The sequence below is a fragment of the Phaeobacter sp. JH20_29 genome, from assembly GCF_048056175.1.
Taxonomy (GTDB): domain Bacteria; phylum Pseudomonadota; class Alphaproteobacteria; order Rhodobacterales; family Rhodobacteraceae; genus Phaeobacter; species Phaeobacter bryozoorum.
On the sequence record NZ_JAYMWO010000011.1, the window covers coordinates 217732 to 243978 of the forward strand.

General features: G+C 58.1%; 24 protein-coding genes and 1 tRNA gene. 16 read left to right on the forward strand and 9 right to left on the reverse strand.

The features are described 5' to 3' along the window. The first annotated feature begins 70 nt into the window (after positions 1 to 70). The 8 genes from trmB (at position 71) to trpB (ending at position 8008) form a co-directional block, all read left to right on the forward strand. Positions 71 to 835 carry a tRNA (guanine(46)-N(7))-methyltransferase TrmB gene (trmB, locus tag VWZ85_RS08570; protein ID WP_340544433.1) on the forward strand — a complete coding sequence of 255 codons (765 nt, stop codon included), beginning with the start codon at positions 71 to 73 and terminating at the stop codon, positions 833 to 835. A 127-nt stretch (positions 836 to 962) separates the two neighbouring features. After that, the gene (aroA, locus tag VWZ85_RS08575; RefSeq protein WP_416554332.1) at positions 963 to 2312 is read left to right on the forward strand and encodes a 3-phosphoshikimate 1-carboxyvinyltransferase; all 1350 of its coding nucleotides are present in this window, start codon (positions 963 to 965) and stop codon (positions 2310 to 2312) included. Then, positions 2309 to 2914 carry a (d)CMP kinase gene (cmk, locus tag VWZ85_RS08580; RefSeq protein WP_340544436.1) on the forward strand — a complete coding sequence of 202 codons (606 nt, stop codon included), beginning with the start codon at positions 2309 to 2311 and terminating at the stop codon, positions 2912 to 2914. Before aroA ends, cmk begins: the two co-directional genes overlap by 4 nt. A 392-nt stretch (positions 2915 to 3306) precedes the next feature. Further along, positions 3307 to 4986 carry a 30S ribosomal protein S1 gene (gene rpsA / locus VWZ85_RS08585; RefSeq protein WP_340544437.1) on the forward strand — a complete coding sequence of 560 codons (1680 nt, stop codon included), beginning with the start codon at positions 3307 to 3309 and terminating at the stop codon, positions 4984 to 4986. Between the two features lie 341 nt (positions 4987 to 5327). Continuing rightward, positions 5328 to 5612 carry an integration host factor subunit beta gene (gene ihfB / locus VWZ85_RS08590; RefSeq protein ID WP_008560927.1) on the forward strand — a complete coding sequence of 95 codons (285 nt, stop codon included), beginning with the start codon at positions 5328 to 5330 and terminating at the stop codon, positions 5610 to 5612. Further along, positions 5612 to 5962, forward strand: a complete 351-nt coding sequence (locus tag VWZ85_RS08595) for a LapA family protein (RefSeq protein WP_340544448.1) — start codon at positions 5612 to 5614, stop codon at positions 5960 to 5962. Before ihfB ends, VWZ85_RS08595 begins: the two co-directional genes overlap by 1 nt. Before the next feature lie 6 nt (positions 5963 to 5968). Next, on the forward strand, positions 5969 to 6619 hold the full coding sequence (locus tag VWZ85_RS08600; protein WP_416536528.1) for a phosphoribosylanthranilate isomerase: 651 nt from the start codon (positions 5969 to 5971) through the stop codon (positions 6617 to 6619). Positions 6620 to 6754: 135 nt separating this feature from the next. Further along, positions 6755 to 8008 carry a tryptophan synthase subunit beta gene (gene trpB / locus VWZ85_RS08605; RefSeq protein ID WP_416587828.1) on the forward strand — a complete coding sequence of 418 codons (1254 nt, stop codon included), beginning with the start codon at positions 6755 to 6757 and terminating at the stop codon, positions 8006 to 8008. Between the two features lie 93 nt (positions 8009 to 8101). On the opposite strand, the gene VWZ85_RS08610 is transcribed toward trpB, so the two are convergent. The 7 genes from VWZ85_RS08610 to VWZ85_RS08640 all read right to left on the reverse strand — a co-directional run bounded on the left by VWZ85_RS08610 (position 8102) and on the right by VWZ85_RS08640 (position 14177). Continuing rightward, a complete protein-coding gene (locus VWZ85_RS08610; RefSeq protein WP_416545461.1) occupies positions 8102 to 8485 on the reverse strand; it encodes a DUF2237 family protein in 384 nt (127 codons plus the stop codon). Between the two features lie 9 nt (positions 8486 to 8494). Next, entirely contained in the window at positions 8495 to 9658 is a 1164-nt protein-coding gene (locus VWZ85_RS08615) for a serine hydrolase domain-containing protein (RefSeq protein ID WP_416587829.1), read from the reverse strand. Between the two features lie 77 nt (positions 9659 to 9735). After that, complete coding sequence (gene pth, locus VWZ85_RS08620; RefSeq protein ID WP_416587831.1) at positions 9736 to 10488, reverse strand: aminoacyl-tRNA hydrolase; 753 nt, start codon at positions 10486 to 10488, stop codon at positions 9736 to 9738. A 201-nt stretch (positions 10489 to 10689) separates the two neighbouring features. Then, on the reverse strand, positions 10690 to 11319 hold the full coding sequence (locus VWZ85_RS08625; RefSeq protein ID WP_340544454.1) for a 50S ribosomal protein L25/general stress protein Ctc: 630 nt from the start codon (positions 11317 to 11319) through the stop codon (positions 10690 to 10692). A 128-nt stretch (positions 11320 to 11447) separates the two neighbouring features. After that, positions 11448 to 12611 carry an alpha-hydroxy acid oxidase gene (locus tag VWZ85_RS08630; RefSeq protein ID WP_416587834.1) on the reverse strand — a complete coding sequence of 388 codons (1164 nt, stop codon included), beginning with the start codon at positions 12609 to 12611 and terminating at the stop codon, positions 11448 to 11450. A 153-nt stretch (positions 12612 to 12764) separates the two neighbouring features. Further along, positions 12765 to 13556, reverse strand: a complete 792-nt coding sequence (gene trpA, locus VWZ85_RS08635) for a tryptophan synthase subunit alpha (protein ID WP_340544456.1) — start codon at positions 13554 to 13556, stop codon at positions 12765 to 12767. Positions 13557 to 13664: 108 nt separating this feature from the next. Further along, a complete protein-coding gene (locus tag VWZ85_RS08640; RefSeq protein WP_416540661.1) occupies positions 13665 to 14177 on the reverse strand; it encodes an acyloxyacyl hydrolase in 513 nt (170 codons plus the stop codon). Between the two features lie 297 nt (positions 14178 to 14474). Here VWZ85_RS08640 and ychF point away from each other — a divergent pair, with 297 nt between their 5' ends. From ychF to VWZ85_RS08655, 3 genes are all read left to right on the forward strand, one after another. Then, positions 14475 to 15572 carry a redox-regulated ATPase YchF gene (gene ychF, locus VWZ85_RS08645; protein WP_416537256.1) on the forward strand — a complete coding sequence of 366 codons (1098 nt, stop codon included), beginning with the start codon at positions 14475 to 14477 and terminating at the stop codon, positions 15570 to 15572. Positions 15573 to 15726: 154 nt separating this feature from the next. Continuing rightward, positions 15727 to 16647: a nucleoside hydrolase gene (locus VWZ85_RS08650; RefSeq protein WP_340544460.1), complete on the forward strand. Its 921-nt coding sequence runs from the start codon at positions 15727 to 15729 to the stop codon at positions 16645 to 16647. A 177-nt stretch (positions 16648 to 16824) separates the two neighbouring features. Continuing rightward, positions 16825 to 16914: transfer RNA gene (locus VWZ85_RS08655), tRNA-Ser, on the forward strand. Between the two features lie 208 nt (positions 16915 to 17122). On the opposite strand, the gene VWZ85_RS08660 is transcribed toward VWZ85_RS08655, so the two are convergent. After that, on the reverse strand, positions 17123 to 17719 hold the full coding sequence (locus tag VWZ85_RS08660) for a hypothetical protein (protein WP_416587837.1): 597 nt from the start codon (positions 17717 to 17719) through the stop codon (positions 17123 to 17125). 226 nt (positions 17720 to 17945) lie between these two features. Here VWZ85_RS08660 and VWZ85_RS08665 point away from each other — a divergent pair, with 226 nt between their 5' ends. From VWZ85_RS08665 to VWZ85_RS08680, 4 genes are all read left to right on the forward strand, one after another. After that, on the forward strand, positions 17946 to 18182 hold the full coding sequence (locus VWZ85_RS08665; protein WP_416587839.1) for a transcriptional regulator: 237 nt from the start codon (positions 17946 to 17948) through the stop codon (positions 18180 to 18182). 103 nt (positions 18183 to 18285) lie between these two features. Further along, entirely contained in the window at positions 18286 to 18684 is a 399-nt protein-coding gene (locus VWZ85_RS08670) for a Rap1a/Tai family immunity protein (protein WP_340544813.1), read from the forward strand. A 792-nt stretch (positions 18685 to 19476) separates the two neighbouring features. Beyond that, positions 19477 to 20727: a hypothetical protein gene (locus VWZ85_RS08675; RefSeq protein WP_416587840.1), complete on the forward strand. Its 1251-nt coding sequence runs from the start codon at positions 19477 to 19479 to the stop codon at positions 20725 to 20727. Next, positions 20724 to 23297 carry a hypothetical protein gene (locus tag VWZ85_RS08680; RefSeq protein WP_416587842.1) on the forward strand — a complete coding sequence of 858 codons (2574 nt, stop codon included), beginning with the start codon at positions 20724 to 20726 and terminating at the stop codon, positions 23295 to 23297. The genes VWZ85_RS08675 and VWZ85_RS08680 overlap by 4 nt, the downstream gene beginning before the upstream one ends. A 73-nt stretch (positions 23298 to 23370) precedes the next feature. Here the strand turns inward: VWZ85_RS08680 and VWZ85_RS08685 are convergent, their stop codons facing one another. Beyond that, entirely contained in the window at positions 23371 to 25050 is a 1680-nt protein-coding gene (locus tag VWZ85_RS08685; protein WP_340544817.1) for a calcium-binding protein, read from the reverse strand. 731 nt (positions 25051 to 25781) lie between these two features. Here VWZ85_RS08685 and VWZ85_RS08690 point away from each other — a divergent pair. Continuing rightward, positions 25782 to 26189, forward strand: coding sequence for a Rap1a/Tai family immunity protein (locus VWZ85_RS08690; RefSeq protein WP_416587843.1), 408 nt, complete (start codon positions 25782 to 25784; stop codon positions 26187 to 26189). Positions 26190 to 26247: the final 58 nt, after the last annotated feature.

The following is a 26247-nucleotide window of genomic DNA, read 5'->3' on the forward strand; positions in this document are numbered from 1 at the left end:
ACTTGACCCAGACGCAAGCATGGGGCAGAGGGGCGGCCAGGTTTTGAACGCGCGATAGGAAAGTCTCCCGATGTCTGATGACAGCAAACCCACCCAGGCGCCTACTGGCGACAGCCGGCCCAATGCGGTTGACAAACATCAGAGCGGTGCGCCCTGGCGGAACTTTTACGGGCGGCTCAAAGGCAAGCAGCTGAAAGACAGCCAGCAGCGCTACATCGACGAAGATCTCGCCTCACTCAGCCCGGGCGCTGTTGGCTGGGACGTGAACCCCGATCGCTCCGATCTTGATCTGGCGGCGATGTTCGGAGGGCGCGATGTCTGGCTGGAAGTTGGTTTCGGCGGCGGCGAACATCTGGTGCATCAGGCGAAGTCGAACCCGGATGTCGGGATCATCGGCGCAGAACCCTATATCAACGGTGTCGCTATGCTCTTGGGCAAGATCCGCCGCGCGGGGGTGGACAATATAAAGGTCCATCACGGCGATGCACGCGACCTGATGGATGTTCTGCCGGAACAGTCGATCTCCCGTGCCTTTTTGCTCTACCCCGACCCCTGGCCTAAGGCCCGCCATCACCGTCGCCGTTTCGTGACCCAAGAGCATCTCGAGCCGCTGGCAAAATGCCTGAAACCGGGCGCGATCTTCCGGGTGGCAACCGATATCCCCGATTATGTCCGCCAAACCATGGAAGAGGTGCCGCAGGCCGGATTCGAGTGGCTGGCAGAGGGGCCGGATGACTGGCGCGTGGCCTGGGATGACTGGATCTCGACCCGCTATGAGCAAAAGGCCCTGCGCGAAGGCCGTACGCCCCACTATATGACCTTTCGTCGCCTCTGATCTCATTCGGCCCGCTCGACGAACACGATATTCTGCCGGGAATGGCGGCAGCGGGAAAACACGCTGGACCGAAACCGAGCGATTGGGTAGGTCCAATTGTGAACGCTAGCATTTCGAAAGGTTCCTCATGTCCGGACACGGTACGCCCATCCCGATGACCTCGCACCGCGCCGATCCGCTGACCGGCATCGCTGAGGTTCCAGGCGACAAGTCGATTTCGCATCGCTCGCTGATCCTTGGGGCGCTGGCCGTTGGCGAGACCAAGATTTCGGGCTTGCTGGAAGGTGAGGATGTCCTGGATACAGCCAAGGCGATGCAGGCGATGGGGGCGGAGGTCATCAACCATGGTGGCGGAAACTGGTCGGTGCACGGCGTCGGCGTCGGTGGTCTGGCTGAGCCGGATCAGGTGATCGACTGCGGCAACTCCGGTACGGGCGTACGCCTGATCATGGGGGTTATGGCGACCTCTCCCATCACAGTAACATTTACCGGCGATGCCAGCCTCAACAAGCGGCCTATGGCGCGGGTGACCGATCCGCTGGCCCTGTTTGGTGCGCAGTCTGTTGGCCGCTCGGGCGGACGTCTGCCGATGACGATTGTCGGTTCCGCGGATCCAACCCCCGTGCGCTACACCGTTCCAGTGCCCTCGGCGCAGGTGAAATCCGCAGTCTTGCTGGCTGGTCTGAACGCACCCGGAAAGACGGTGGTGATCGAGAAAGAGGCGACCCGCGACCACTCTGAGCGCATGCTGGCAGGCTTCGGCGCCGAAATCACTGTCGAGGATACCGATGAGGGGCGCGTTATCACGCTGACAGGACAGCCCGAATTGAAGCCGCAGGTCATTGCGGTGCCGCGTGATCCTTCCAGCGCGGCCTTCCCGGTATGTGCTGCGTTGATCACTCCCGGATCTGATGTGCTGGTCCCCGGTATCGGCCTGAACCCGACGCGGGCAGGGCTGTTCTACACGCTTCAGGATATGGGCGCGGATCTCACCTTTGAAAACATGCGCGAAGAGGGTGGGGAGCCGGTGGCCGACCTGCGCGCACGCTATTCGCCCGAAATGAAGGGGATTGATGTCCCGCCAGAACGCGCCGCCTCGATGATCGACGAATATCCGGTTCTGTCTGTGGTGGCGTCTTTTGCCACCGGCAAAACGATGATGACCGGTGTGAAGGAGCTGCGTGTCAAGGAAAGCGACAGGATCGACGCGATGGCCCGTGGCCTGCGGGCCAACGGCGTGATGGTCGAGGAGGGTGACGACTGGTGGGCGGTCTCTGGTCTCGGTCCGGAAGGTGTGCCCGGTGGCGGCACCTGCGAGAGTTTTCTCGATCACCGCATTGCAATGTCCTTCATGGTCATGGGCATGGGCGCGCAGAAACCGGTGACGGTTGACGATGGCACGCCAATTGCCACCTCCTTTCCGATTTTCACGTCCCTGATGACCGGTTTGGGGGCACGGCTAGAGACACCGTCATGAGCTTCACGGTCGCAGTTGATGGCCCCGCTGCTGCGGGTAAGGGCACGATATCGCGGGCGGTTGCGGCTCATTTCGGCTTTGGTCACCTGGACACCGGGCTGCTCTATCGTGCCGTTGGCGCGCGGATGCTCGCAGGTGATAAGCCGATTGAGGCCGCCCTTGCGCTGCTGCCTGAGGATCTTGAGCGCCCTGAACTGCGTACAGCACAGGTGGCCCAGGCCGCCTCAAAGGTTGCTGTGATCCCTGAAGTGCGCGCGGCCTTGGTCGATTTTCAACGCGCCTTTGCCCGTCGGGCTGGCGGCGCGGTGCTGGACGGGCGAGACATCGGCACCGTGATCTGCCCGCGTGCGCAGGCAAAGCTTTTCGTGACGGCAAGCGCCGAAGTGCGCGCGCAGCGACGTTTGCAGGAGCTGATGGCTGCTGGAAACCCCACCAGCTTTGCCGAGGTGCTGGAAGATGTGAAGGCCCGCGATGCACGCGACACAAACCGTTCCGAGTCGCCTCTGAAACCTGCCAGCGATGCGGTGATCCTAGACACCAGCGCGTTGAGCATCGAGGAAGCTGTGGCGATGGCCATTGCAGCCATTGAGGCACGCCGCTAGCGGCCGTTGGCAATCCCTAGTCCGCAGTTTGCAGGGCAGATCAGATAGCCATGTCACGGCGATAAGCCGCTGTTGCGTCCCACGGTAGAGCGAAACCTCGCGTGTTTTTGCTCGTTCCAGCGGTTAGTGTCGGTGTGCCGGCCCGTCCTTTGCGGAGATTTATGACGGTTTCCCTTGCGCCGAAGGGGGAATCCGCATACTAAGCGCGCTGTCACTATAGAGGCGGTTAACGCACGGGCGGCATTCTGAGCAGGGTCGGGGCATACCTCGGCCCTTTGTGTTTGTCTGATCAGACCGGCATGTGCTGCGCCTCATACGGACCAATCTTCAAGACCGGCGGAGACAACCGCCCGGCCAGATAAAACCGATTTGTAAAGGAAACCTGAGACCACATGGCTCAAGACACATCGATGGAGGAATTCGAAGCCCTCCTGAACGAAAGCTTCGAAATGGACACACCCGAAGAAGGGTCTGTCGTAAAAGGCAAGGTCATCGCAATCGAAGCGGGCCAGGCCATCATCGACGTCGGCTACAAAATGGAAGGCCGCGTTGAGCTCAAAGAATTCGCAAACCCTGGCGAAGCTCCCGAAATCTCTGTTGGCGACGAAGTCGAAGTCTTCCTGCGCGCCGCTGAGAACGCCCGTGGCGAAGCCGTTATCTCCCGCGAGATGGCCCGCCGCGAAGAAGCATGGGATCGCCTGGAAAAAGCATACGCAGACGACCAGCGCGTCGAAGGTGCGATCTTCGGTCGTGTCAAAGGCGGCTTCACCGTCGATCTGGGCGGCGCAGTTGCCTTCCTGCCCGGCTCGCAGGTTGACGTGCGCCCCGTGCGCGACGCTGGCCCGCTGATGGGTCTGAAGCAGCCGTTCCAGATCCTGAAGATGGACCGTCGTCGTGGCAACATCGTTGTGTCCCGTCGTGCGATCCTCGAAGAGTCCCGCGCCGAGCAGCGCGCCGAAGTTATCGGCAACCTGTCCGAAGGCCAGGCAGTGGACGGTGTCGTCAAGAACATCACCGAATACGGTGCGTTTGTTGACCTGGGCGGCGTTGACGGCCTGCTGCACGTCACCGACATGGCATGGCGCCGTGTGAACCACCCCTCCGAGATCCTGTCAATCGGCGAAACCGTCAAGGTTCAGGTCATCAAGATCAACAAAGACACCCACCGCATCAGCCTCGGCATGAAGCAGCTGCAGGAAGATCCGTGGGATCTGGTTGGCGCCAAATACCCGCTGTCCTCCGTGCACAAGGGTCGCGTCACCAACATCACCGATTACGGTGCATTTGTTGAGCTGGAGCCGGGCGTCGAAGGTCTGGTTCACGTCTCCGAGATGTCCTGGACCAAGAAGAACGTCCACCCGGGCAAAATCGTCTCCACTTCTCAGGAAGTCGACGTCATGGTTCTGGAAATCGACGGTGCCAAGCGCCGCGTGTCTCTGGGCCTCAAGCAGACCATGCGCAACCCATGGGAAGTCTTTGCTGAGACTCACCCCGAGGGCACCCAGGTCGAAGGCGAAGTCAAGAACATCACCGAATTCGGTCTGTTCATTGGCCTCGACGGCGACATCGACGGCATGGTTCACCTCTCCGACCTCAGCTGGGACGAGCGCGGCGAAGACGCGATTCAGAACTACCGCAAAGGCGACATGGTTTCGGCCGTTGTTTCCGAAGTGGATGTCGAGAAAGAGCGTATCTCGCTGTCGATCAAAGCCCTGGGCGGCGACAAGTTCGCAGAAGCCGTGGGCGGCGTGAAGCGCGGCTCCATCGTGACCGTGAACGTCACCGCCATCGAAGAAGGCGGCATCGAAGTGGAATACGAAGGCATGAAGTCCTTCATCCGCCGCTCCGATCTGTCGCGTGACCGTGCCGAACAGCGCCCCGAGCGCTTCTCGGTTGGTGACAAGGTTGATGTGCGCGTGACCAACGTGGACAGCAAGACCCGCCGTCTGGGCCTGTCGATCAAAGCACGCGAAATCGCGGAAGAAAAAGAAGCTGTCGAACAGTACGGCTCCTCGGATTCCGGCGCATCGCTGGGCGATATCCTCGGCGCAGCGCTGAAAACAGGCGACTGATTTCAGCAGCCAGCCTAGGCTGACGAGTATGAACGGTCCTGCCCTGTTGGGTGGGGCCGTTTCTTTTTGTCGCAGGCCAATCCTCTCTGCCGTGGCGGCAGGCGGGGGGAAAACACTGCAGGGCCTGACTGCGAATCACAAAATCTGTCCCGACCCTTGCAGATGAATCCGGCGTGCCCCATCTCTGCTTTGTGGGTGAAAGCCGCCTGAACGAGCCTAATGATAGGCAAACGCTGACTTATTTGCGGGGCAGGCCCGTATCCACTGTTCCCGGTTTGAGGTTTTGTACCTATAGTCGGTGGATAGAAACTGTGCCTAGCTTGGCTTGGGAGGGCCGAGAGATGATCCGCTCGGAATTGATCCAGAAGATTGCAGACGAAAACCCGCACCTGTATCAGCGTGATGTGGAGCGGATCGTGAATACCGTGTTCGAAGAGGTGACCGACGCAATGGCGCGCGGTGATCGTGTGGAGCTGCGGGGCTTTGGCGCCTTTTCGGTGAAACAGCGGGATGCGCGGGTTGGTCGCAATCCCCGTACCGGCGAAACGGTCCATGTTGAGGAAAAACACGTGCCGTTCTTCAAGACAGGTAAACTCTTGAGGGATCGCCTGAACGGAAAAGCCTGATGCGCTATATTCGCTATGCCTATCTTGGGGTGATTGCTATCGCCCTTATCTCTGTTTCTTTGGCGAATCGGGGGCTGGTTGAACTCAAACTGATGCCCACGGCTTTTGCCGAACTTCTGGGATATAATTTTCAGATCACGTTGCCGCTGTTTGTGGTGGTTCTGGGTGGCATTGCGGTTGGTTTGATCATCGGCTTCATCATCGAATGGCTGCGTGAACACAAACATCGCCGCGAAGCAGATCTGAAGGCTCGCGAGGCGAAGAAGCTCTCGCGCGAGGTCAATCGCCTGAAGAAGCAGAAACACGAGGGCAAGGACGAGGTCCTCGCTATTCTCGACGAAGCGAGCTGACGCCCCATGGACATTCGGGTCAAGATCTGTGGGCTGAAAACGCCGGGCGACATCGCGGCTGCGGCTGAGGCGGGCGCCGCCTATATTGGTTTCAACTTCTTTCCGAAATCCCCCCGGTCTGTTACCCCGCAGGAGGCTGCGGTACTTGCTGTTGAGGCGCCGATGGGCTTGTGCAAGGTCGCGTTGGTGGTCAATCCAGATGACGCCCTGCTGGATGAAATCACCAGTGTTGTACCATTGGACATGATTCAGTTGCACGGGCAGGAAACGCCGGAGCGGGTTGCGCAGGTCAAAGCACGCTACGGCCTGCCGGTGATGAAGGTTCTAGGAGTCTCGAATGCTGAGGATATCCAGGGGATCGAAGCCTACGAATCCGTTGCGGACCAGATTCTCGTCGATGCCAAGGCGCCGAAGGGGGCCGTTCTTCCCGGCGGCAATGGGGTCATCTTTGACTGGGGTCTGCTGGCGCGCAAGAAATACTGGCGGCGGCCCTGGATGCTGGCAGGCGGCTTGACGCCTGAGAATGTCGCCGAGGCGATCCGGGTCACCGGCGCGCGTCAGGTCGATGTGGCCTCCGGTGCAGAGAGCACGGTTGGCGTGAAGGATCCGGCCCGCATTCGTGCATTCTGTGAAGCCGCCGGTGCGCCACGCCGCTGAGCGGCACCTTGGCTCCGGCGATCCAACACCAGCGCCGCGACATTGCGCATCAGCCTCGATAATCCGCTGCACCTCTCTTTACCCGGGGCAGGCTGCGCTATACTCATATCGAGCGCCGCGAAGAAGGAAAGAACCATGGCCGAAGATCTATTCAACAGCTTCATGAACGGTCCCGACGAACAGGGACGGTTTGGTATTTTCGGGGGACGGTTTGTCAGCGAGACCCTGATGCCGCTGATCCTCAGCCTGGAAGAGGAGTATGATCGCGCCAAGGATGATCCAAGTTTCTGGGCGGAGATGGATGACCTTTGGAAGAACTATGTGGGTCGCCCCAGCCCGCTCTATTTCGCCGAGCGGCTGACGGACCATCTCGGCGGTGCCAAGGTTTATCTGAAGCGTGATGAGCTGAACCACACCGGCGCGCATAAGATCAACAATGTTCTGGGGCAGATCCTGCTCGCCCGCCGCATGGGCAAGAACCGGATCATCGCCGAGACGGGCGCCGGGCAGCATGGTGTTGCAACAGCAACGGTCTGCGCCAAGTTCGGCCTGAAATGCGTGGTCTATATGGGCGCTCATGATGTGCAGCGTCAGGCGCCCAATGTCTTCCGTATGCGGCTTCTGGGTGCTGAGGTGATCCCGGTCACCTCGGGGCGTGGAACGCTGAAAGATGCCATGAATGACGCGCTGCGCGACTGGGTGACCAACGTCCACGACACCTTTTACTGCATCGGGACGGTGGCTGGCCCACACCCCTATCCGGCGATGGTGCGCGACTTCCAGGCCGTGATCGGCAAAGAGGTCCGCTGGCAGCTCGCGGAGCAGGAGGGGGAGGGTCGCCTGCCTGACACTGTGATTGCGGCCATCGGTGGCGGATCGAACGCCATGGGCCTGTTCTACCCCTTCCTTGATGACAAATCGGTCAACATCATCGGGGTCGAGGCCGGCGGCATGGGTGTTGACGAGAAGATGCAGCATTGCGCATCTCTAACTGGCGGTCGCCCGGGGGTGCTTCACGGCAACCGAACCTACCTGTTGCAGGACGACGACGGGCAGATCCTTGAGGGCTTTTCGATCTCTGCCGGACTGGACTACCCGGGGATCGGGCCGGAACACGCCTGGCTGAATGATATCGGCCGCGCCAACTACGTCTCCATCACCGATAAGGAGGCGCTGGAAGCGTTTCAGCTGTCCTGTGCGCTGGAGGGGATCATCCCGGCGCTTGAGCCAAGCCATGCACTGGCGCATGTGATGAAGATCGCACCGGATCTGCCAAAGGACCATATCATCGTGATGAACATGTGTGGTCGTGGCGACAAGGATATCTTTACCGTCGCCCGTCACCTCGGCTTTGACATGTCTGACACCGAAGGCCGCGACAGCGACTGAACCTGCCACAATGCGCGAATAATCAAGAAAAAGGCGCCTCGCATCGCGGGCGCCTTTATTCGTGGCTCTAGGCTCGCAGGCGGTCCGCTGCGCCTAATAGGTTTCCCCTGATGCAGCATGGTTTTTCAGCACGCTGAGCGGAACGATCTCCAAAGCACGCTTATGTGTCGCCGCAAGGTTGACCTGTGGTGCGCAACCTTCGTCAGCCGCCTGAAGGAAACGCGCGGCACAAAGGCACCAGCTGTCCCCGGCCTTCAGCCCGGCAAAGCCGAATTCGGGGCGCGGTGTGGAGAGGTCATTGCCGACGTATTTGGAATAGGCCAGAAACTCATCCGTCATCACCGCGCAGACCGTATGGCTGCCCTGATCCTGCGCGCAGGTGTTGCAATGGCCGTCACGAAAGAACCCGGTCATCGGAGCGGTGGAACAGGAGGCCAGGGCTCTCCCGAATACGTTTATGCTGTCGTCTTGGTCCATGGTCGGATCCTAAAGAGATTTGGCAAGGGCCCGCAGTATTTTGACGTTTTCATCAGCGACACCGGGATCACGGAACCGCCGATCAGCGCTGGTTACCACAATCACCACCTCGCGGGCCTGATTGATATAGATATACTGCCCGTAGACCCCTCTGGCCAGAAATTCGCCCGGTACGGCATTCTTGGGGATCCACCATTGAAACCCATACCCGATACGACCGGCCTTTGTCGGCGCCGATGGCCGGGTGGAGGCGGTGATCCAGGCCTGCGGAACCACCTGCATGCCGTTGTAGCGGCCGTTCTGGGCAATCATCTGACCAAAGCGTGCATAGTCGCGCGTGGTCTGGTTGATCCCTCCCAGCACAAAGGCAACGCCCTCGCCATCCGTCAGATAATAGCCCGCCTGTTCCAGGCCGAGATGCCGCAGTATTTTCTCTGACAGAAGGTCCGGGACGGTGCGGCCCGTTGCCCCGCGGATGACCATTCCCAGCACATGGGTGTCGATGGAGACATACTGCCAGGCCTCGCCCGGGGCTCCGATTGTTTCGGTCAGGCCGGCGGCGAACTCATCCAGCGTGCCGCCAAGCGCCAGCGTGCGCCCCATACGGTTGATGTCGGAGTTATAGTCCAGATAATCCTCGTTGAACTTAACTCCGCTGGCCATATTCAACACATTGCGGATGCTGGCCCGCTCATAGGCACTGCCCTTCAGCTCGGGCGCATACTCGATGACAAGATCATCGAGCGAGCGGATCTTATCCTCCTGCAACAGAATGCCCAGCAGCGCCGAGAGGTAGCTCTTGGCCATCGACCAGGAAATCCGCAGATCACCCGGTTCGGTCCCCTGATAGTAGCTTTCGTGACGAAGCTGACCGCCCTTCAGTACCAAGAGAGACGTAACCGTCCGCTCATTGATCCAGTCTTGGGCGCCGGCTGGCAGCGTCATTTCAACGCCGCGCGGCAGGGGGCTGACCGCAGTGTCGCCACGATCAAGGGGGACCGTCAGGAATGCCGCCTCCATATTTGAGAAATTAGAAACGATACGATCTGCATCAAACAGCGTGTTCACGGCCATCAGACGGCTCAGCGACTCTCGCTGCCAATAGGCAAGGGCGGCCGCGCAGATCAGTAAGGTTATGAGAAAATAGGAAAATAGCTTTAAATATCGACGCATAAAAATCCTCCTCGGGCGCGGCTGAGCCTAGCCAGCCGGAGCCTGCCCGCGCAAACAGGACGCAACGGAAACTTTGATTACTTGAACTTGTTCAGCAGCCGCTCCATGGCGGATGGCTGGGGTTGATTGCCGGTGTCAGTTCTATCGGCTTGTGAAGGCTGGGAGGGCTGCGACTTGGCCGTGTCTCCGGATTTTGCCGCTTTTTCCGAAGGTACGGCAGCTTTCTGTCCCTTTGGCGCCGGCCCGGCGCTCGAGCTGCGCGGTGGAGCCACGCGCAGGGCAACGGCATTCATGAATTTTCCGCCATCTCCCGCCGCCAAATGGGCGGCGCCGTCGGAGATACCGCGCATTAGATCATCGAGCCAGACCTCATCTGCCTTCGCGAAATCGCGTAGCACATATCCTGCAACGGCGTCCTTGTGACCCGGGTGACCGATACCGAGCCGCACGCGACCGTAATCTGCACCGATATGAGAATGGATCGAGCGCAGCCCATTATGGCCTGCATGGCCGCCGCCCTGTTTCACCCGCGCCTTCCCCGGTGCAAGGTCCAGCTCATCGTGCAGGACAATCACATCGACGGGGGCGAGTTTATAGAACCGCATAGCTTCGCCGACGGACTGACCGGACAGGTTCATAAAGGTCTGCGGTTTCAGCAGCAGGACCTTGGTTCCGCCAAGCACACCTTCACTGATCTGGGCCTGGAACTTTGATTTCCAGGGCGAAAACCCGTGGTCGCTTGCAATCTGATCCAGCGCCATAAAGCCGATATTGTGCCGGTTGCCTGCATATTTCGCGCCGGGGTTTCCGAGGCCAACAAAAAGTTTCATGGACAATTCTACGATGTGTTTGGTGTGGGGCTCTATCTCATCAGGCTACATGGCGCGTTTGCGAACAAAAATCCAGCCCCTGACGCGATTCGACATCCGTTTGAAAGGTGGCGACCTGCCAAGACTGCCGCCCATATCTACAAAAAAAAAGCGAGGCCAAAGATGGCCTCGCTTCGTCGTTCCGGACCTTTCGGTCGGAGCTTATTCTTCTGCGGCCACTTCGGCTTCGTCTTCAGACGCTTCGTTGTCAGCGGACTTCAGGCCCGACGGAGCGGAGATGTTGGCTACAACGAAATCGCGGTCGATGGTCGGCTTTGCGCCTTCCGGCAGTTTGATTGAGGAGATGGTGACGGTGTCGCCAACATTCAGACCGTCAAGATCAACAACCAGCTTCTCGGGGATGTCGCCAGCGGTCACAACCAGCTCAACCTCGGGACGGACGGCGGTCAGAACGCCGCCACGCTTGATGCCGGGGGCTTTGTCTTCGTTGATGAACTCCACGGGAACGAAGAGATTCACCTTCGAGGTGCGACGCAGACGCATCAGGTCGAAGTGTGTCGGCAGGTCCTTGACAACGTCACGCTGAACGTCGCGGCAGATCACGCGCACGTCTTCCTGGCCTTCCACTTTCAGGTTCCACAGGGTGGACTTGAAGCGGCCGGCTTTCAGTTTTTTCAGCAGTTCGTTGAAGGGGATCTGGATCGACATCGGTTCGGCATCGCCACCGAAAACAACACCAGGAACCATGCCAGCACGACGTGCTGCACGAGCGGCGCCCTTGCCCGACCCCGTACGTTCTTGGCAAACAAGATCAGGAATCTGACCAGCCATGATAATTCTCCAATTTGATAATGGGGGTGCCTCCAAGGCTGTCACCCCGCGTGAAGCCGTGCGCATAGACCGGATTGGCTGATATTGCAAGTCGCAAACCGGAAATACGGCTGTCGCCGCGCCGTATGTTACTGCCAGCGCCCGCCGAAATCTTCGGGGATCAGCAGGTTGTGACGACCCAGATTGGCGACAGATTTCTCACCGCATAGCGCCATTGTTGTATCCAGCTCCTTGTGCAGCACCTCCAGTGCCCGGGTGACGCCGGCCTGTCCCATAGCGCCGAGCCCGTAAACAAAGGCGCGCCCGATCATGGTTCCCGTCGCGCCAAGGGCAAGTGCCTTCAGGATATCCTGACCGGAGCGAATGCCGCTGTCCAAATGAACCTCGATCTGATCGCCTACAGCCTCTATGATTGCAGGAAGCATCTGAATGGAGCTCAGTGCGCCATCCAGCTGGCGGCCACCATGATTGGAGACCACGATCGCGTCGGCACCAACTTTTGCTGCCATCCTGGCATCTTCTACATCTAGAATTCCCTTCAGGATGACCTTGCCATCCCAAAGCTCGATCAGCTTGGCAATCTTGCCCCAGTCGAGCGAGGGGTCGAACTGTTCCGCTGTCCAGGCACCCAGTGACGAGGCGTCCGAAATACCGTCCACATGGCCGACGATATTGCCGAAGTTACGCCGTTTGGCGCCCAGCATCTGCAGGCCCCAGGTCCATTTGGTCATCAGGTTGGCGATGGTCTTCGGGGTCAGCTTCGGCGGTGCGGAAAGGCCGTTTTTCAGATCCTTGTGCCGCTGGCCAAGAATTTGGAGGTCCAACGTGATTACCAGTGCGGAGCATTTGGCGTCTTTTGCACGCCGGATCAGACGACGGACATAATCCTCGTCCTTCATCGTATAAAGCTGAAACCAAAAGGGTTTTGTCGTAGCCTCGGCCACGTCCTCGATCGAGTTGATGGACATTGTCGACAGCGTGAACGGCACGCCGAAAGCCTCGGCAGCGCGGGCTGCTTTTATCTCGCCATCGGCATGTTGCATACCGGTCAGACCAACCGGCGCGAGGGCAACAGGCATCGACACTTCCTGCCCGATCATCCGGCTTGCGGTGCTGCGGCCAGCCATATCGACCGCCACCCGTTGGCGCAGTCGAATCTTTTCAAAATCGCTGGTGTTGTCGCGAAAGGTCTGCTCGGTCCAGCTGCCACTTTCTGCATAATCATAGAACATGCGCGGGACACGCCGTTCATAGATGCGTTTCAGATCGTCGATATTGGTAATGACTGGCACGGTGTCATCCTCGCCCTTGTTTGGTAATAATTTATTACCAATCCATCGGGTGAGATGCAATGCAGGATGCTCGCGCGCGGATGTGAACGGCAAAAAAGCCGCACCCGATGGGATGCGGCCTGATGATTGTTGGCGGCGATCAGCTGATTGCGATCAGGCAGCGTGTGCCCCGTCAGAGAGAGACTTTACGAAACTGAGGACCTCGGCGACGGATTTGCCTGCGCCAATCTGGCCGACAATGGCAGAGCCGACCACCGCGCCATCGGCGACGGAGGCGATGGCCTTTGATTTTTCAGGCGTATTGATGCCAAAGCCGACGATAACAGGCAGATCGGTATTGGCTTTGATCCGCGCCACTTCCGGTCCGACATTGGTCGCTTCGGCTTCGGCTGCACCTGTGATCCCGGTGATCGAGACGTAATAGACAAAACCGGAGGTGTTTTGCAGGACGCGGGGCAGGCGCTTGTCGTCGGTGGTAGGAGTGGCCAGTCGAATGAAATTCAGCCCTGCCTCCTGCGCGGGGAGGCACAATTCGCTGTCTTCTTCCGGCGGCAGGTCAACCACGATCAACCCGTCGATGCCGGCTGCCTTGGCGTCTTTGAGGAACTTATCAACGCCCCGGCTATAGATAGGGTTGTAGTATCCCATCATCACAATGGGTGTGGTGTCGTCTTCGGCGCGGAACGCACGCGCCAGCTCAAGTGTGCGCTCAAGGGTCATACCGGCTTCCAGCGCGCGCTGTCCGGCCAGCTGAATGGTCGGGCCATCGGCCATCGGATCGGTAAAGGGTAGGCCCAGTTCGATCACATCGACGCCCGCCGCGGGCAGCCCCTTTACCAGTTCAAGCGAGGTGTCGAAGTCAGGGTCACCCGCCATGACATAGGCGACAAAGGCCTTTTTGCTGGCAGCTTTCAGTTCGGCGAATTTGGCATCAATGCGGGTCATGATCGGGCCTTTTGAATGTGTCCGCTTCGGTGTGCCGAATGTTGCGGCGGAAATCAATCCCGCTCGCCTTATTGCCACGCTGCTCCTCCGCCAGGCGGGCGCCTGCCTCTAGCCTTTGAAGGGGACGTGCCAGCGCAGCAGTAGCGAATTTACCCCGGGGTTGATATCGGCTGTGGATGCGTTTGATTTATGGGTCAGCGCCAGCGACAGCGATTTGCCATTTGCGAATTCCTTGCCAAGGGCGATTGCGCTGCGAATTTCAAATGTTGAGCCCAGATCGTTGAGCCGGACACTCTCGGCGTAGGCACCGGGCATTACGCTGGTTTCAATGAACCAGCCGCGCTGGAGATGCCACGTGCCGACCGCACCTGCGCCGATGAACAGATCGCCAGTGGTTTGCACATCAAGTGCCGCACCAAAGGCTGCGTCGAAGTTGCCACGCTGCCAGAACGCATCATGCTGGTACTCCACCGAGATCAATGCGCTATCCTCTGCCCCTTCACGGGAAAAGCTTGAATATCCTGCACCAAAGATCCAGTCGGCGGCAGCCGAAGGGAGGGCGCTGGCAAGCGTCAGGGCGCAGGCGAGGGGCGTCGCGATAACGAAGGTGCGTAATGTCATTGTCAATAGTCTCGTTTTGGTCAGCCTAGCTGAAATGAGCCGTTAAATCATAAGAATGTCCACCTTCTGGCGGGGCAAAGGGATCACATTCCGATCAAAGGAACGCGAGTGTCGCCAATTGGTTGCACCTTGTTTTGAAATTTTCCTTGTTCAGAACCTCCGCATCTGGACTGGGTCTTCACGGCTCTTTGCACCAGCCTCGACCGGGGCGCTTGGCGGAGGGGGCGGGAGATGCGCGCTTGCGTCACTTCGAAATGCTGCCTAGAAGCACCTCCCAAGTGGCATCAGGAGGCCGAAATGGGCTTTAAAATGGGAATCGTGGGTCTGCCGAACGTCGGCAAGTCGACCCTGTTCAACGCATTGACGAAAACCGCATCGGCGCAGGCGGCGAACTTTCCGTTTTGCACGATCGAACCGAATGTCGGTGAAGTCGGCGTGCCCGATGCCCGGCTGGACAAGCTGGCGGCCATTGCGGGCTCTAAACAGATCATCCCGACGCGGATGACATTTGTTGATATCGCAGGCCTGGTCAAAGGCGCTTCGCAGGGCGAGGGTCTGGGCAACCAGTTTCTCGCCAACATCCGCGAAACCGATGCCATCGCCCATGTGCTGCGCTGCTTTGAAGATGGCGATGTGACCCATGTTGAAGGGCGCGTTGACCCGGTTGCCGATGCCGAGGTGATCGAGACTGAACTGATGCTGGCCGACCTAGAAAGCATTGAAAAACGCCGCGCCAATCTGGTGCGTAAGCTGAAGGGCAACGACAAGGAAGCTCAGCAGCAGGACCGCCTTCTGGCGGCGGCACAGGCGATGTTGGAAGATGGCAAACCCGCGCGCCTGGTCGAGGTCGATGCAGAGGATGCCAAGGCCTGGAAAATGCTGCAACTGCTGACAACCAAGCCAGTGCTTTATGTCTGCAACGTCGGCGAGTCGGAATCGGTCGAGGGCAACGAGCATTCGGCCAAAGTGGCGGACATGGCTGCGGCTCAGGGCAACAGCCATGTGATCATCTCGGCCCAGATCGAAGAAGAAATCAGCCAGCTGGAGCCGGAGGAAGCAGAGATGTTCCTCTCCGAAATGGGGCTTGCCGAGGCTGGTCTCGACCGGCTGATCCGTGCAGGCTATCAGCTGTTGCACCTGGAGACCTATTTCACCGTCGGCCCCAAGGAAGCACGCGCCTGGACGATCCGGTCCGGTACTGCGGCACCGCAGGCGGCGGGCGTCATCCACGGCGATTTCGAGAAAGGTTTCATCCGCGCTGAAACCATCGCCTATGACGATTTCATCGCCCATAACGGCGAACAGGGTGCCAAGGAAGCGGGCAAGATGCGCGCCGAGGGCAAAAGCTACATCGTCAAGGATGGCGATGTGCTGCACTTCCTGTTCAACACCTGATCTTTCTGCTCTCCGCGACAATATTGGTGCCCGTCTCCCAGTGAAGGCGGGCATTTTCTTGATACAGCTGTTGTCTATTCCTGAAAGTGGCAGGCTTGAGTTGCCGCTAACGGAAATGCTAAACCCGCACGATTAATTAGTCGGAAGGATAAAAATGACAAAGCTGATCATCGACACGGATCCCGGTATCGACGATGCCATGGCGATTTTCTACGCGGCCGCGGCCCCGGATATCGAGCTACTCGGGCTGACGACAATCTTTGGCAATGTGACCACCAAAACGGCCACCCGTAACGCGTTGCGTTTGCTGGAAGCTGCGGGTCTGGACCTGCCTGTCGCCCATGGCGCCGAGACCCCGCTGGTGCTGCCGCCGTTTACGCCCTCTGCCCATGTGCATGGCGCCGAAGGGTTTGGCGACATTCCGGCCAAGACGCCGAAAGGGCAAGCTCTGGAGGAGGATGCAGCTGACTTCCTGATCCGCATGGCGCGCGAGCACAAGGGTGAGCTGGTGATCTGTCCGATTGGTCCGCTGACCAATATCGCCCATGCGATTCAGCGCGACGCCGAGTTTGCAAAAAATGTGAAACGGATCGTGATCATGGGTGGCTCGCTGGAAGAGGGCGGCAATATCACCCCCCACGCCGAAGCCAACATCTATCACGACCCCCACGCGGCCGACGTCGTCTTCGGTTCCGGCGCGCAGGTCGAGATGGTCGGTCTGGATGTCACGCATCGCATTCTGTGCACCGCCGAGGATTTCTCCGCCATTGCCGCGCAATCCCCGGAGCTGGGTGGGATGTTGCAGGAAATGTCGGTCTTCTACCTGCATTTCTATGAAACCGTCGGCAAGTTTGACGGCTGCTCGCTTCATGATCCGGCCGCAGTCATTGCCTGCACGCATCCTGAGTTGTTCACGGCGCGCTCGGTTGCAATGGAGGTGTCCTGCGACGGTGAAACGTCAGGCGAAACCCGCCTTGCCACAGACAGCGACCGCAAGCCGATCGACGTCTACATGGCAGTTGACGCCGATGCGGTGAAAACTCTGTTCCTGAAGCGGCTTGCCATCCTGCCCTGAAGCGGTACTCGACGATGGTTTCCTTCGTCCGAACAGCGTCTCACATCGCCCCGCTGCAGCACGCCTGCGGCGGGGCGATTGCTGTTTTTGTCCCCCTGGTCAAGGGCTGCAATTTTTTTGCCGAAAACAGCATTTCGCCCTTGTTCTTGGCTTGGTTGCGCTGATAGACGGGTCAGCGGAGACGTGGCCGAGTGGTCGAAGGCGCTCCCCTGCTAAGGGAGTAGGCCCGGAAGGGTCTCGTGGGTTCGAATCCCATCGTCTCCGCCACCCATTCTTGATTTCATTGGATAATTTGGCGTTATTGGCTTCTTACCCGCCAATAAGCCCGCCAAACTGATTGCCCTTGGATGCAACACGTTGCGACAGTCACCAGCGGCAAGCAGTCGTGGTTGCATCACAGCCTCATGAATGAGAAAGCCCCGCGCTGGGCGGGGCGTATCTTGGGGGATTGTGGAAGGTCTCGCGCGCAGTCGGTTCAGCTCAGAACTTGTTCGGCGTGTTCTAGGACTGCGCTGTTGTAGTCTGGAACGGCCCAGTCGAAGTACGCCGCTATTTTCACGCGGATCGCTTGTCCCTTGGCGGTGGTGCATCCGGTGGCGAAAATTGCACTCTCCACCTTGTCGCGCTCGGCCAGTATTGGGTCGGACAAGTCTTCAAACTCACCATGGGAAACGTCGCTGCTGAACAGGCGGCTTTCAAGGGTTTTGTATTTCTCGGTGATGCTCTGCCATGTTCCATACAGTTCGCAGATATCGACCTCTGCCTTGCTCGCGTCTGCCATCTTTTTGAGGCCTGCAGTGATGCTGGCGAACATGTTGCCGTCCAGCCCATCGAACATCCCGCCTTTCAAATCTTCACCGACAAGGTTGTTCTCAAGCGCAAACTCAATCTGAGCGGCCATCCCGGCGGGCGTCGTGGCCGGTGTCGCCATCAAACGGCGCTCGATGGCGTCTTGTTCTTCGGTGAGCTGCTTTTCTTCGGCGCTGCCCTCTACCGTTTTGTTCCATCGCGCGGTGTTCTCACGCCATTGTGTGAGCCATTCGGGGTGCAGATCTTTGTTGTTCTCGGACATTGGCGAAATCCTTTCGCTTTGTGCTGTCATTATCTGACAGGCGTCGTGCTTCCTGACGCCCTGGGGTTATCCGGTGTAGGCCGGGGCGAGTGACCGCGCGCCGCTGATTGAGTGTTTGTGGTCGGTGGTCATTGCGTTACATTTTTTGTGCTGATAGCATATTTATACTACTGACAGCATGTGCTGTAACACTTAAAATGTGCTAATGGCACAATGAGAGGGCAATATGACACCTGAGCAGTTCAAAATGGCAAAGGCCGCACTGGGTTTGAGTAATCCAGAGCTTGCGGAAGCAACCGGCTTGCATCGCAACACTTTGAATAAAGTGGACAAGGGCGAGGGGAAGGAGACCACTATCCAGCACTTGCGATTGTCCCTTCAGGCCCAAGGTGTCCAGTTTTTGGAAAGTGGACAGGTCGCCTCTGGTCTAGGGGTGGCTCTTGTTCCTGCTGGTGAGACTTGAGGGTTGCTCGTGATTTTTCAACCGCAGCCTTTTGCTCTGTGATACGCCTCGATAACTTGCGAAGCTCATTTCCTTAAATGTCAGATTTTCGAAGGGGCAACAGATGAGGTTTTCCGTACGGGCGCTGATTGCGCCCGCATTACTTGGAGTTTGTGCAACTCCAGTTGCCGCAGTTACACTAGAACAGATCCTGAGAGCTTGCGCCTGGGAGGATGGAAGCGAAATTAAGGCTTACTGTTTTGGCTATATCCAAGGTGCTATCGATAGCGCCACGGCAGAGCGCATACGGGGCGCCACTTCCGCCACTGAAGGCGGGCCGCAAACAAGAAAAGAGCTGGAGGCCGCAATAGGGCTGTGTATTCCAGATGAAGTAACAGATGCCGATCTTGCACTTCTAGTTGTATCTGAACTTTCCCGCCCTGACGGTAATGTATCGGGCTTCCCTTCAGCTATCTTATTGGATGCAATTGAAAAGGAATATCCTTGCGCGGCGGAACAATAGTATCGCCAAAGAGTGGTTAGAAACTCCCGCGAAATAGATCCCAGCATTTCGGTTCAAAGTCCTAGGGCGTGATAGTTTCGCGCTGCGGTTTCGTGATGATGATAAGTTCCCGACCGGGGGAGTGTCGCGGCCAATCGCAGGTTGGTTCTGAGGCTGCATGTGTTTGGCCGACGAAGACCGGTTAGGCTGGTGGTGGGCGCAAGCTGATCTACCCCTACCGGCAAACCGGCAAGAACCGGCAAGAAGGTTGGTGGCTGATGATGTCGGATACTTCCTGCCGGTAGAGGGTGAACGTTTCGTTCACCCTAGGGCCTGCGCAAAATTGAGCATCCTATAGAGTGCCTCAAGAAAAGCGCTGCATTGATCCGCCAGTGCAGGCGTTGGCGGGCATCAATTGGGCGAACGCGCCGGGTATGGTGGAAAACCGGGGTAGGTGGGTCGAAACTTGGAGGCATCTGCAAGAAAAACGCAGATAGCCAATTTCCTAACCGTGTCCGAGCTGCGCCCGTCACTGTGTTCCGAACACAGTGAGGAGCAACGCACATATACCACCAAGCACGGAACCGAAGCGAAACCATCAGATCAAGTGTTTTCGTCAATAAAATATGGCATATTCGTTGTTTGATATGGGGTGTTATGATACCGTTACACGCAGGAGAATTGCCCGATGTTGGACCCAAACGAAGTAGGAATAACCGAGAACGTCAAAGCGTTTAGGCTGGCCCTTCGCGCGTCAGTCCGCTGGCAACTTGCCCTTTTGAAAGCAACACATCCAGAACCCGGAGCGATGCAATGACACTCGACACCCGCTTGCCCCTGATGGCCCAACAGCCGGATATCGTGAATGCGCTGTCTCAGTCTTCGATGGCGGCACAGCAGACCAACCAAGTGCGGGGCCAGAACGCGCTGCGCAACCTGTTCCAGACGCAGGGCGCGGATATCGCCGCCGGTCAGCCGCAGGCGCTGAATGCACTGGCCCAGCTGGACCCGATGCAGGCGGTCCAGATGCAGAGCGCACAGCAGAACATGCAGTCACGCGCGCAGATGATGGAGCAGCGCCGGATTGCCTTCAAGAGAGAGGGCGAGGCTTATGCGGCTTCGCTGGATGCCCGGACACGGGCCGCAGAGGCTGCGCGGGTGGAGCAAGGCTTGCAGCAGGGGATGCTTCTATACAAGCGAGGGGATCTGAACGGGATCAACCAGCTTTTTGAGACTGTTGGCGAGCCGCCGATTGAAAGCCTTGATGAATTCCCCGTTGTTGCCGCTCAATATGAGGGCCTCCTAGGGCAGCTGAAAGCGGTTCAGGAACTGACCGCCCCGCCGAAGCCCGCCGACGAATACGGGCGATACGCCGCAGAGGAGCGGGCCGCAGGTCGCCAGCCTCTCGACCGGATCCAGTATGCGCAGGCCAAGAGGGGCAGCGGGTTTTCCTTCACGGCACCAGATGGAAGCGTATTCTCGATGGGCGGTGCGACCAGCCCACAGGGGGCAGGAGTGACCGTGGACGGTGATGGTGGGCTGGTATCAAACCCTGAATACCAGTCCATGCCTGAGGGGGTCGATTTCTCGGATGCCACGGGTGCACCGGGGTTCATTTCTCAGCTGGGCAATACAATCAGCGATGCGCTTGGTACTGGCCTTATCGCGCCCAACAATGAGCGTGCCACGCAGGCAATGGAAAACCTGTCCACCAATACCATGGTTACATTGGCGGATGGCGTGGCCGGGAAGCCGTCAAACTTCCTACTGCAAGAGTTCCAGAAGCTATCCAGCACGCCAAACAGTGTCTGGCAGGGGGAGGGGCGCACACGTGAACGGCTCAACCAAACCCGGTCCATGCTGGAACAGGCAATCATGATGAACCAGGACGTTGCCAATACATCCGAAACCGCGACGATGCGAAGCAAAGCGCGGGCCAACATCGCCCGTTTATCGCGTCTGCTTTCAGACTATGACGTTGTGATTGACAGTTTCGGCAAGCGTGAGACTGGCGGCGCGGGATCGACCACGCAGAGCGGCATTTCGTGGAGCGTGGTAGAATGACGACACTCAGCATTGAGGGCCGCAAGGTTCAGGTCTCCGACGATTTTCTAAGCCTATCTCCGGCGGATCAGGAAAAGACTGTCGAAGAAATCGCGTCCAGCCTGAGAATTGCCCCCGCCGGTCAGAGCGGGCCAAGGCACCCCATCATGTCGCAGGTTAACAAGGGCATTGCTGAGGCAGTCGGTGGGCTTGCTGATTTCGTGAACCCATTCGATGAACCGCACGCCTTAAACCCATTCTCTGAGGGCACAGGCAGCGCCACGGCAGGGCTGGAACGCCTGATGCAGGGCGCAGGTGTTGAGGTGGCACAGCAAGACCCCAAGGGAGCAGCTGAGGGCTTTGCACGCGGGGCAGGACATGCGGCGGGCAGTTTGTTGCCAGTGGCCAAGGGTCTGCAAGCTCTGCGGGGGGCAGGTGGCGCGGTTGGGCGCTTCGCGGATGACGCCTATCGTGCGCTCACAACGCAAGCGGCTCCGGCGGCTGAGGTCTTCGCGGGAGGTCTGAGTAGTGCCGCTGAGGAAGTGGCCGATGAGGCCGGAGCACCTGAGTGGGTCCAGAACACTGCGGCCATTGCCGCCCCTATGTCGATCCCGGCGGGTGCGGCACTGGTCAAGGGAGCCGCACGAATTTCGCCAGCGGCGGCGCTCACCCGGCGGGCGGCGGCTGAACTTGCCCCTTATACAAACTCAGGCGCGCGCGCTGTAGCCTCGGATCGGCTTCAAAGCTTGGCCGGGGGGCGAGACCGTGCAGAGGCACTGGCCCAAGGCATTACCTCGGATAACCCGCTGAGCCTGACGCCGGCACAACAGACCGGAGACGCCAATATGCTGGCCGTCGAACGTCTGGCCGCTGATCAAAACCCCAACTTGCGCGCTGCTCTTGAAACCCGGCGTGCTGATAGTTCGGGCGCGGCACAGGCTGCGGTTCAAGGTATGGGCGGCGATGCGGCTGACGCGCAGACCTTTTTCCGGCTGCGGCGTCAGAGCTTCAAAGACCAGCTACAGGCCCAGGCAGACGGTGCAATGGCGACATCGGAAAGCCGTCTGCGAGGCATTCAGAACCAGAACCCTGATGGCGAAAATGGTGTTCAAATCACTCGGAATATCAAGCGTGCGCTTGACGATGCCATGTTGCAGGAACGGGAACTATGGGCCGCAATCCCACGCGACGCGGCTGTTGGCACGGGTGCCGCCCGCGCCAAGGCGGAGGCACTGGTTGCCGAGGTGGCCTATGCCCAGCGGAACGATGTCCCACGCGCCATTCGTGACCTTCTGGAAAGCCCGGAGGTCTATGGCGACACCGCGACCGTGCGCGAGATGCACGGGCTTTACTCAGAGCTTCGACGTGTGGCCCGGTCTGCCATGGCAGGGAATGACCAGAACAAGAATACCGCCCGCATGGCAAATGACGTAGCGGATGCAATCCTTGATGACTTAGGAGCGAAGGCTGGCACCACATCAATTGGCCGACAGATCAACGAGGCCCGCGCGTTCTCCGCGGCGCTGCATGAAACCTTTGACAGGGGCGCGCCCGGACGGTTGCTTAAGCGCACACATGATGGCGATGCCTCGATTGACCCTGAATTGGCCTTGAAGCGGACAGTGGGGCGGGGCGGTACAGAGGCAGCAGTCTCATCGCGCCAGATTGAAGCCGCAGGCGGGGCAAGGCCCGTCATTGAGGATTACATCTCCGGGCAGTTCAAGGGGTCTGCTGTGTCCAGCCGGGATGGTGCTGTCACGTTATCGGGTGCGCGTCATTACATGGCTCGAAACAAGGAATTGCTTGCGCGATACCCGGAATTGCGTTCTGAAATTGAGGGTGCGGTTCAACAACGCGAGACAGCCGAGCAGCTTTCCCAGCGTATCACCCGCCGGATGGCGGCTTTGGAAGACCAGAAACGGAGCGCAGTTGCGCGGTTTACCGGGGAGACGGCGGAAAGTGCCATCAAGTCGATCATCGACGCGAAGAACCCAATCCAGGCAGCGCGGCGGGTTGCAAACGAGGCCCGCAAAGACCCGTCTGGGGCGGCTCTGGACGGTGTTAAGGGTGCTATTGCTTCTCACTTGATTGGAGTGGCCCGGACAACGCGCGGCGCGCAGACCATGCTTGATGCGACTTCACTGAACCGGGTGCTGTCAGACCCCAAGACAGCCCGCGCAATCGGGCAGGTGTTCACTCAGGCTGAAATGTCCCGTCTGCGCTTTGTGGCGCGAGAGCTGGCGAAATCTCAGGCCACAACAAGCGCGACCATCGGTAATGAGCTGTCGGGGGCAAAGGCCAATCGCCTGATTGAGATAGTGGCCCGGATCGGCGCGGCCCGCCACGGTGCCAGTTTGGGCGGGGGTGGCGGTGCCAGCCTTCAGACAGCACAGATGGCCTCCGGCCGCATGAAAGATCTGCTCAATCACCTAGCACAGGACAAGGCATCTCAGATGATTGCGGATGCTGTGACCGACCCTGACCTGTTCAAGGCGCTCTTGACGCACGGAGGGTCCGCCCAGGCTACCGAACGAGCCATCCCCAAGCTGCTGCCCTATCTGGTGGGCGGCATCGCAGCAGCAGGGCAGTGATGCCCTGCTACTCGCACCATACCGAGGGCTGACGGTATCCGGTAACGATCCAATCCTTGCGGATGGGCGTCCTCTAGTTTCCCCCGAATATAAAATCCCCGGCGTCCATTGCTCCAAGGTCAACACCTCTAAGTGTAATGCTCTGGTAGCTGCTCCAAGTAACGAGAACATCGCTGCCATTCTGAGACACAATTTCGCTAAATAGTAGCTGCTCTGTTAATCGAGATCCGAGCGCCGAAAGATCAATCAGATCACCGTTCAGAAGAGGATCGAACCCTACAATTGTGTCATGTCCAAAGTTTCCACTGAAGACAAAGGTGTCGCTACCTCCGCCGCCAAAAAGCTTATCGTTACCTGAACCGCCATCCAGTGTATCTCGGCCCCGCCCACCTTTTAGTATGTCGTTGTTTCCACCTCCTTGCAGATAGTCAGCGCCGGTTTGACCAAACAGCCGATCATTCCATGAGCCACCAGCTAGATAGTCAGAGCCGCGCCCACCAAGCAACCGGTCAGATCCTGCTCCAGCAATAAGCGTATCTTGCCCCCACCCACCAATAAGCGTGTCATCGCCGTTACCGGATATCAGTTCATCATGACCACGCCGTCCCTTGTAGTGCTTATCACCGGAGACCCCGCCGATGGTATGGACATAATCACCGGTTTGCGTTCCAATGAAGACGTCGTTCCCGTCCTTTAGGTTGAACCGGAAACGATCAAAAAGATCTTCGCGTTCAATTTCCAAGGCAACTACACCACTAAGGTCAAAGTAGTCGTCGCCTAATGATCCATGCAGTGCGTCAGCGCGCAACACTTCAATCGATATTGTGTTATCCAGGATAAGTTGTCCGTGAGCGGCAGCAGCATGCAGCGTATCAGTTCCTTGGCCACCTGCCAGCTGGAACAGAGTAGCATCCTTATTGATACCCAGATCCAGAAAATCGTCCCCATCACCGCCAGACAACGATCCTGAATCAGCGGATCGGGCATTTAAGAAGTCATTGCCACCACCTGCTATAATTGTGTCCGAGCCAGCATTTGCATAGATGACTTCTGCGAAGTCTGATCCCCAGAAGCGGTCGTCTCCACTTCCCAGAGCAATCACCAAGTCTACATCGACGAGAGGTTTATTTGCAAAATAGCGATATTCCTCCTGATCCATTTGTTGAATGTCTCGAAGGTCGATCCAATCGTTTCCTTGATCCCCGGAGATACGTGCACCTTCAATCGCTTCAATCGAGGCTCGGGCAGCTGAAAAGACCGATATTGTGACGCCCGTCTGAGTGTAGGTGAGCGTGTCAAAGCCATCACCCCCCGAAAGCAGATTATCTCTTCCTAGAAAAGACCCGGATCTTAGTTCAAATCGGTCATTTCCATCGCCGCCGAAAGCATCCGAATTAGCAAAGGTGCCTACGAGCGTATCATCGCCCATACCGCCATTAATGGTATTTCCAGTGCTAAACCGCGTCAGGAGTGAAAAAGTGATGTGGTCGTCGCCCTGGCCCCCGTCAACTTCGGAAGCCCCCCAACCTCCGACGATGGTATCGCTTCCATCGCCCCCCGAAGCAAATCCGCCTCCTGTTCCAATAGAGAGCCAGTCGTCCCCGGCACCGCCATACAAGCTATCTTCGGTTTGGCCAGCAATCGAGGCAAATCCACCATCAAGCGTATCGTTCCCGCTTAGGCCACGTATTTCATCGTCACCTGCGGTTCCGGTTATCCTGTCCCCACCAGCAGTACCAAGAAAACGAGCCATATTAGTCCCCTATCGTATACTTGTAATTGTACGCGACGACACGCCCAGACATGTCGTCATTGTTACTCCGATAGGGAATTAGGGCATCTGTCAACCGCCGACGAGACTTAGTGGCTTGTCTAGTTTGCCTTGCTATCATCGAATAGATGGACTGATCTGCGTATCCAGAACTATGGCGCTGTATGAGGTTATGGAAAGCCAGATAGTTGACTGAGAAACAAGTTTATAAAAGGAAATCAACTTACCCGGTCTCTGAGGCGCTGTCGCGCGGCCTTTTTCCGGCAACTCTCACCGCAATATAGGGCATCGGTAAGGCGGAAATCTGGTAGCTCATTTCCGCACCAACGGCACACCCAAGAGCCGGTTGATACCCGGCGGGCCAGTGTGGTTGCCCGCTGCAAACGGTGCATGAAGTTATCCGACCAAAGGTATCGCTCAAACGTGGCACAGACGCGACCATCTACGACCTCAATCCATACGCTTCCGGGCGTCGGTCCCGGCATTTGACCCTCCTGCGGCAAGTTAAATCAAAATCTGCTTGGCATACAGGATCATAACCCGTCTATGTGTTGAGAAGTAGGGGCGTTCGACCTCCTGAAAAAACCTGATATTTACTTGCGCAATCTGTGAGGTGGCATTCGTCGTTTTGACCGTCTGACCTGTTGAAAAATGTTGAAATCGATACCGGCGTTTGAGGTGGTCAGATATTAAGGTTTTTTAAGGTTGAGAACATGTTTTTGGGAGGAATAGGTTTGAGAAAGTTTGTTATCCTCGCGGCGCTTTTTGTAGCTTCGCAGGGCAGCGCTGGGGCAATCACCGGAAACGATTTGCATGAAATCTGCACAGATGGTGGTGCGGTAGGAAATTCCGCGTGCAGCTTCTACATCATCGGCGCTTGGGAGGGCTTAAACTATGGGGTTTCTATCCCGTTCATGATGGCCAATCAGGGCACATCCACCGCAGCGGTGAACCAGTATCGATCCAGTATTTTCGGGGTGTGTGGTGATGAGATGGCCAGCAATTCTCAGATTGTCGATGTGGTCGGAAACTATCTCAGAAACACTCCCGAAATGAGGCATTTCCCGGCCAGAGGGCTGATCCTAAACGCGATGAGCCAAGCGTTCCCCTGCGCGCAGTAAGTCGCCACGCTTGGCGCGCGCAGGGTCTGCATGGGATGATTACCGAGGGCGGAAAGGT

Bases quoted from the DNA above. Each gene is read 5' to 3' on its own strand.
- VWZ85_RS08625 (WP_340544454.1), bottom strand. From the start codon at position 11,319: ATGGCTGGTCAGATTCCTGATCTTGTTTGCCAAGAACGTACGGGGTCG.
- cmk (WP_340544436.1), top strand. From the start codon at position 2,309: ATGAGCTTCACGGTCGCAGTTGATGGCCCCGCTGCTGCGGGTAAGGGC.
- VWZ85_RS08685 (WP_340544817.1), bottom strand. From the start codon at position 25,050: ATGGCTCGTTTTCTTGGTACTGCTGGTGGGGACAGGATAACCGGAACC.
- VWZ85_RS08665 (WP_416587839.1), top strand. From the start codon at position 17,946: ATGACACCTGAGCAGTTCAAAATGGCAAAGGCCGCACTGGGTTTGAGT.
- VWZ85_RS08680 (WP_416587842.1), top strand. From the start codon at position 20,724: ATGACGACACTCAGCATTGAGGGCCGCAAGGTTCAGGTCTCCGACGAT.
- VWZ85_RS08600 (WP_416536528.1), top strand. From the start codon at position 5,969: ATGGACATTCGGGTCAAGATCTGTGGGCTGAAAACGCCGGGCGACATC.
- VWZ85_RS08650 (WP_340544460.1), top strand. From the start codon at position 15,727: ATGACAAAGCTGATCATCGACACGGATCCCGGTATCGACGATGCCATG.
- VWZ85_RS08610 (WP_416545461.1), bottom strand. From the start codon at position 8,485: ATGGACCAAGACGACAGCATAAACGTATTCGGGAGAGCCCTGGCCTCC.
- VWZ85_RS08640 (WP_416540661.1), bottom strand. From the start codon at position 14,177: ATGACATTACGCACCTTCGTTATCGCGACGCCCCTCGCCTGCGCCCTG.
- VWZ85_RS08690 (WP_416587843.1), top strand. From the start codon at position 25,782: ATGTTTTTGGGAGGAATAGGTTTGAGAAAGTTTGTTATCCTCGCGGCG.
- trpB (WP_416587828.1), top strand. From the start codon at position 6,755: ATGGCCGAAGATCTATTCAACAGCTTCATGAACGGTCCCGACGAACAG.
- pth (WP_416587831.1), bottom strand. From the start codon at position 10,488: ATGAAACTTTTTGTTGGCCTCGGAAACCCCGGCGCGAAATATGCAGGC.
- rpsA (WP_340544437.1), top strand. From the start codon at position 3,307: ATGGCTCAAGACACATCGATGGAGGAATTCGAAGCCCTCCTGAACGAA.
- aroA (WP_416554332.1), top strand. From the start codon at position 963: ATGTCCGGACACGGTACGCCCATCCCGATGACCTCGCACCGCGCCGAT.
- ychF (WP_416537256.1), top strand. From the start codon at position 14,475: ATGGGCTTTAAAATGGGAATCGTGGGTCTGCCGAACGTCGGCAAGTCG.
- VWZ85_RS08675 (WP_416587840.1), top strand. From the start codon at position 19,477: ATGACACTCGACACCCGCTTGCCCCTGATGGCCCAACAGCCGGATATC.
- VWZ85_RS08670 (WP_340544813.1), top strand. From the start codon at position 18,286: ATGAGGTTTTCCGTACGGGCGCTGATTGCGCCCGCATTACTTGGAGTT.
- trmB (WP_340544433.1), top strand. From the start codon at position 71: ATGTCTGATGACAGCAAACCCACCCAGGCGCCTACTGGCGACAGCCGG.
- ihfB (WP_008560927.1), top strand. From the start codon at position 5,328: ATGATCCGCTCGGAATTGATCCAGAAGATTGCAGACGAAAACCCGCAC.
- VWZ85_RS08660 (WP_416587837.1), bottom strand. From the start codon at position 17,719: ATGTCCGAGAACAACAAAGATCTGCACCCCGAATGGCTCACACAATGG.
- VWZ85_RS08595 (WP_340544448.1), top strand. From the start codon at position 5,612: ATGCGCTATATTCGCTATGCCTATCTTGGGGTGATTGCTATCGCCCTT.
- trpA (WP_340544456.1), bottom strand. From the start codon at position 13,556: ATGACCCGCATTGATGCCAAATTCGCCGAACTGAAAGCTGCCAGCAAA.
- VWZ85_RS08615 (WP_416587829.1), bottom strand. From the start codon at position 9,658: ATGCGTCGATATTTAAAGCTATTTTCCTATTTTCTCATAACCTTACTG.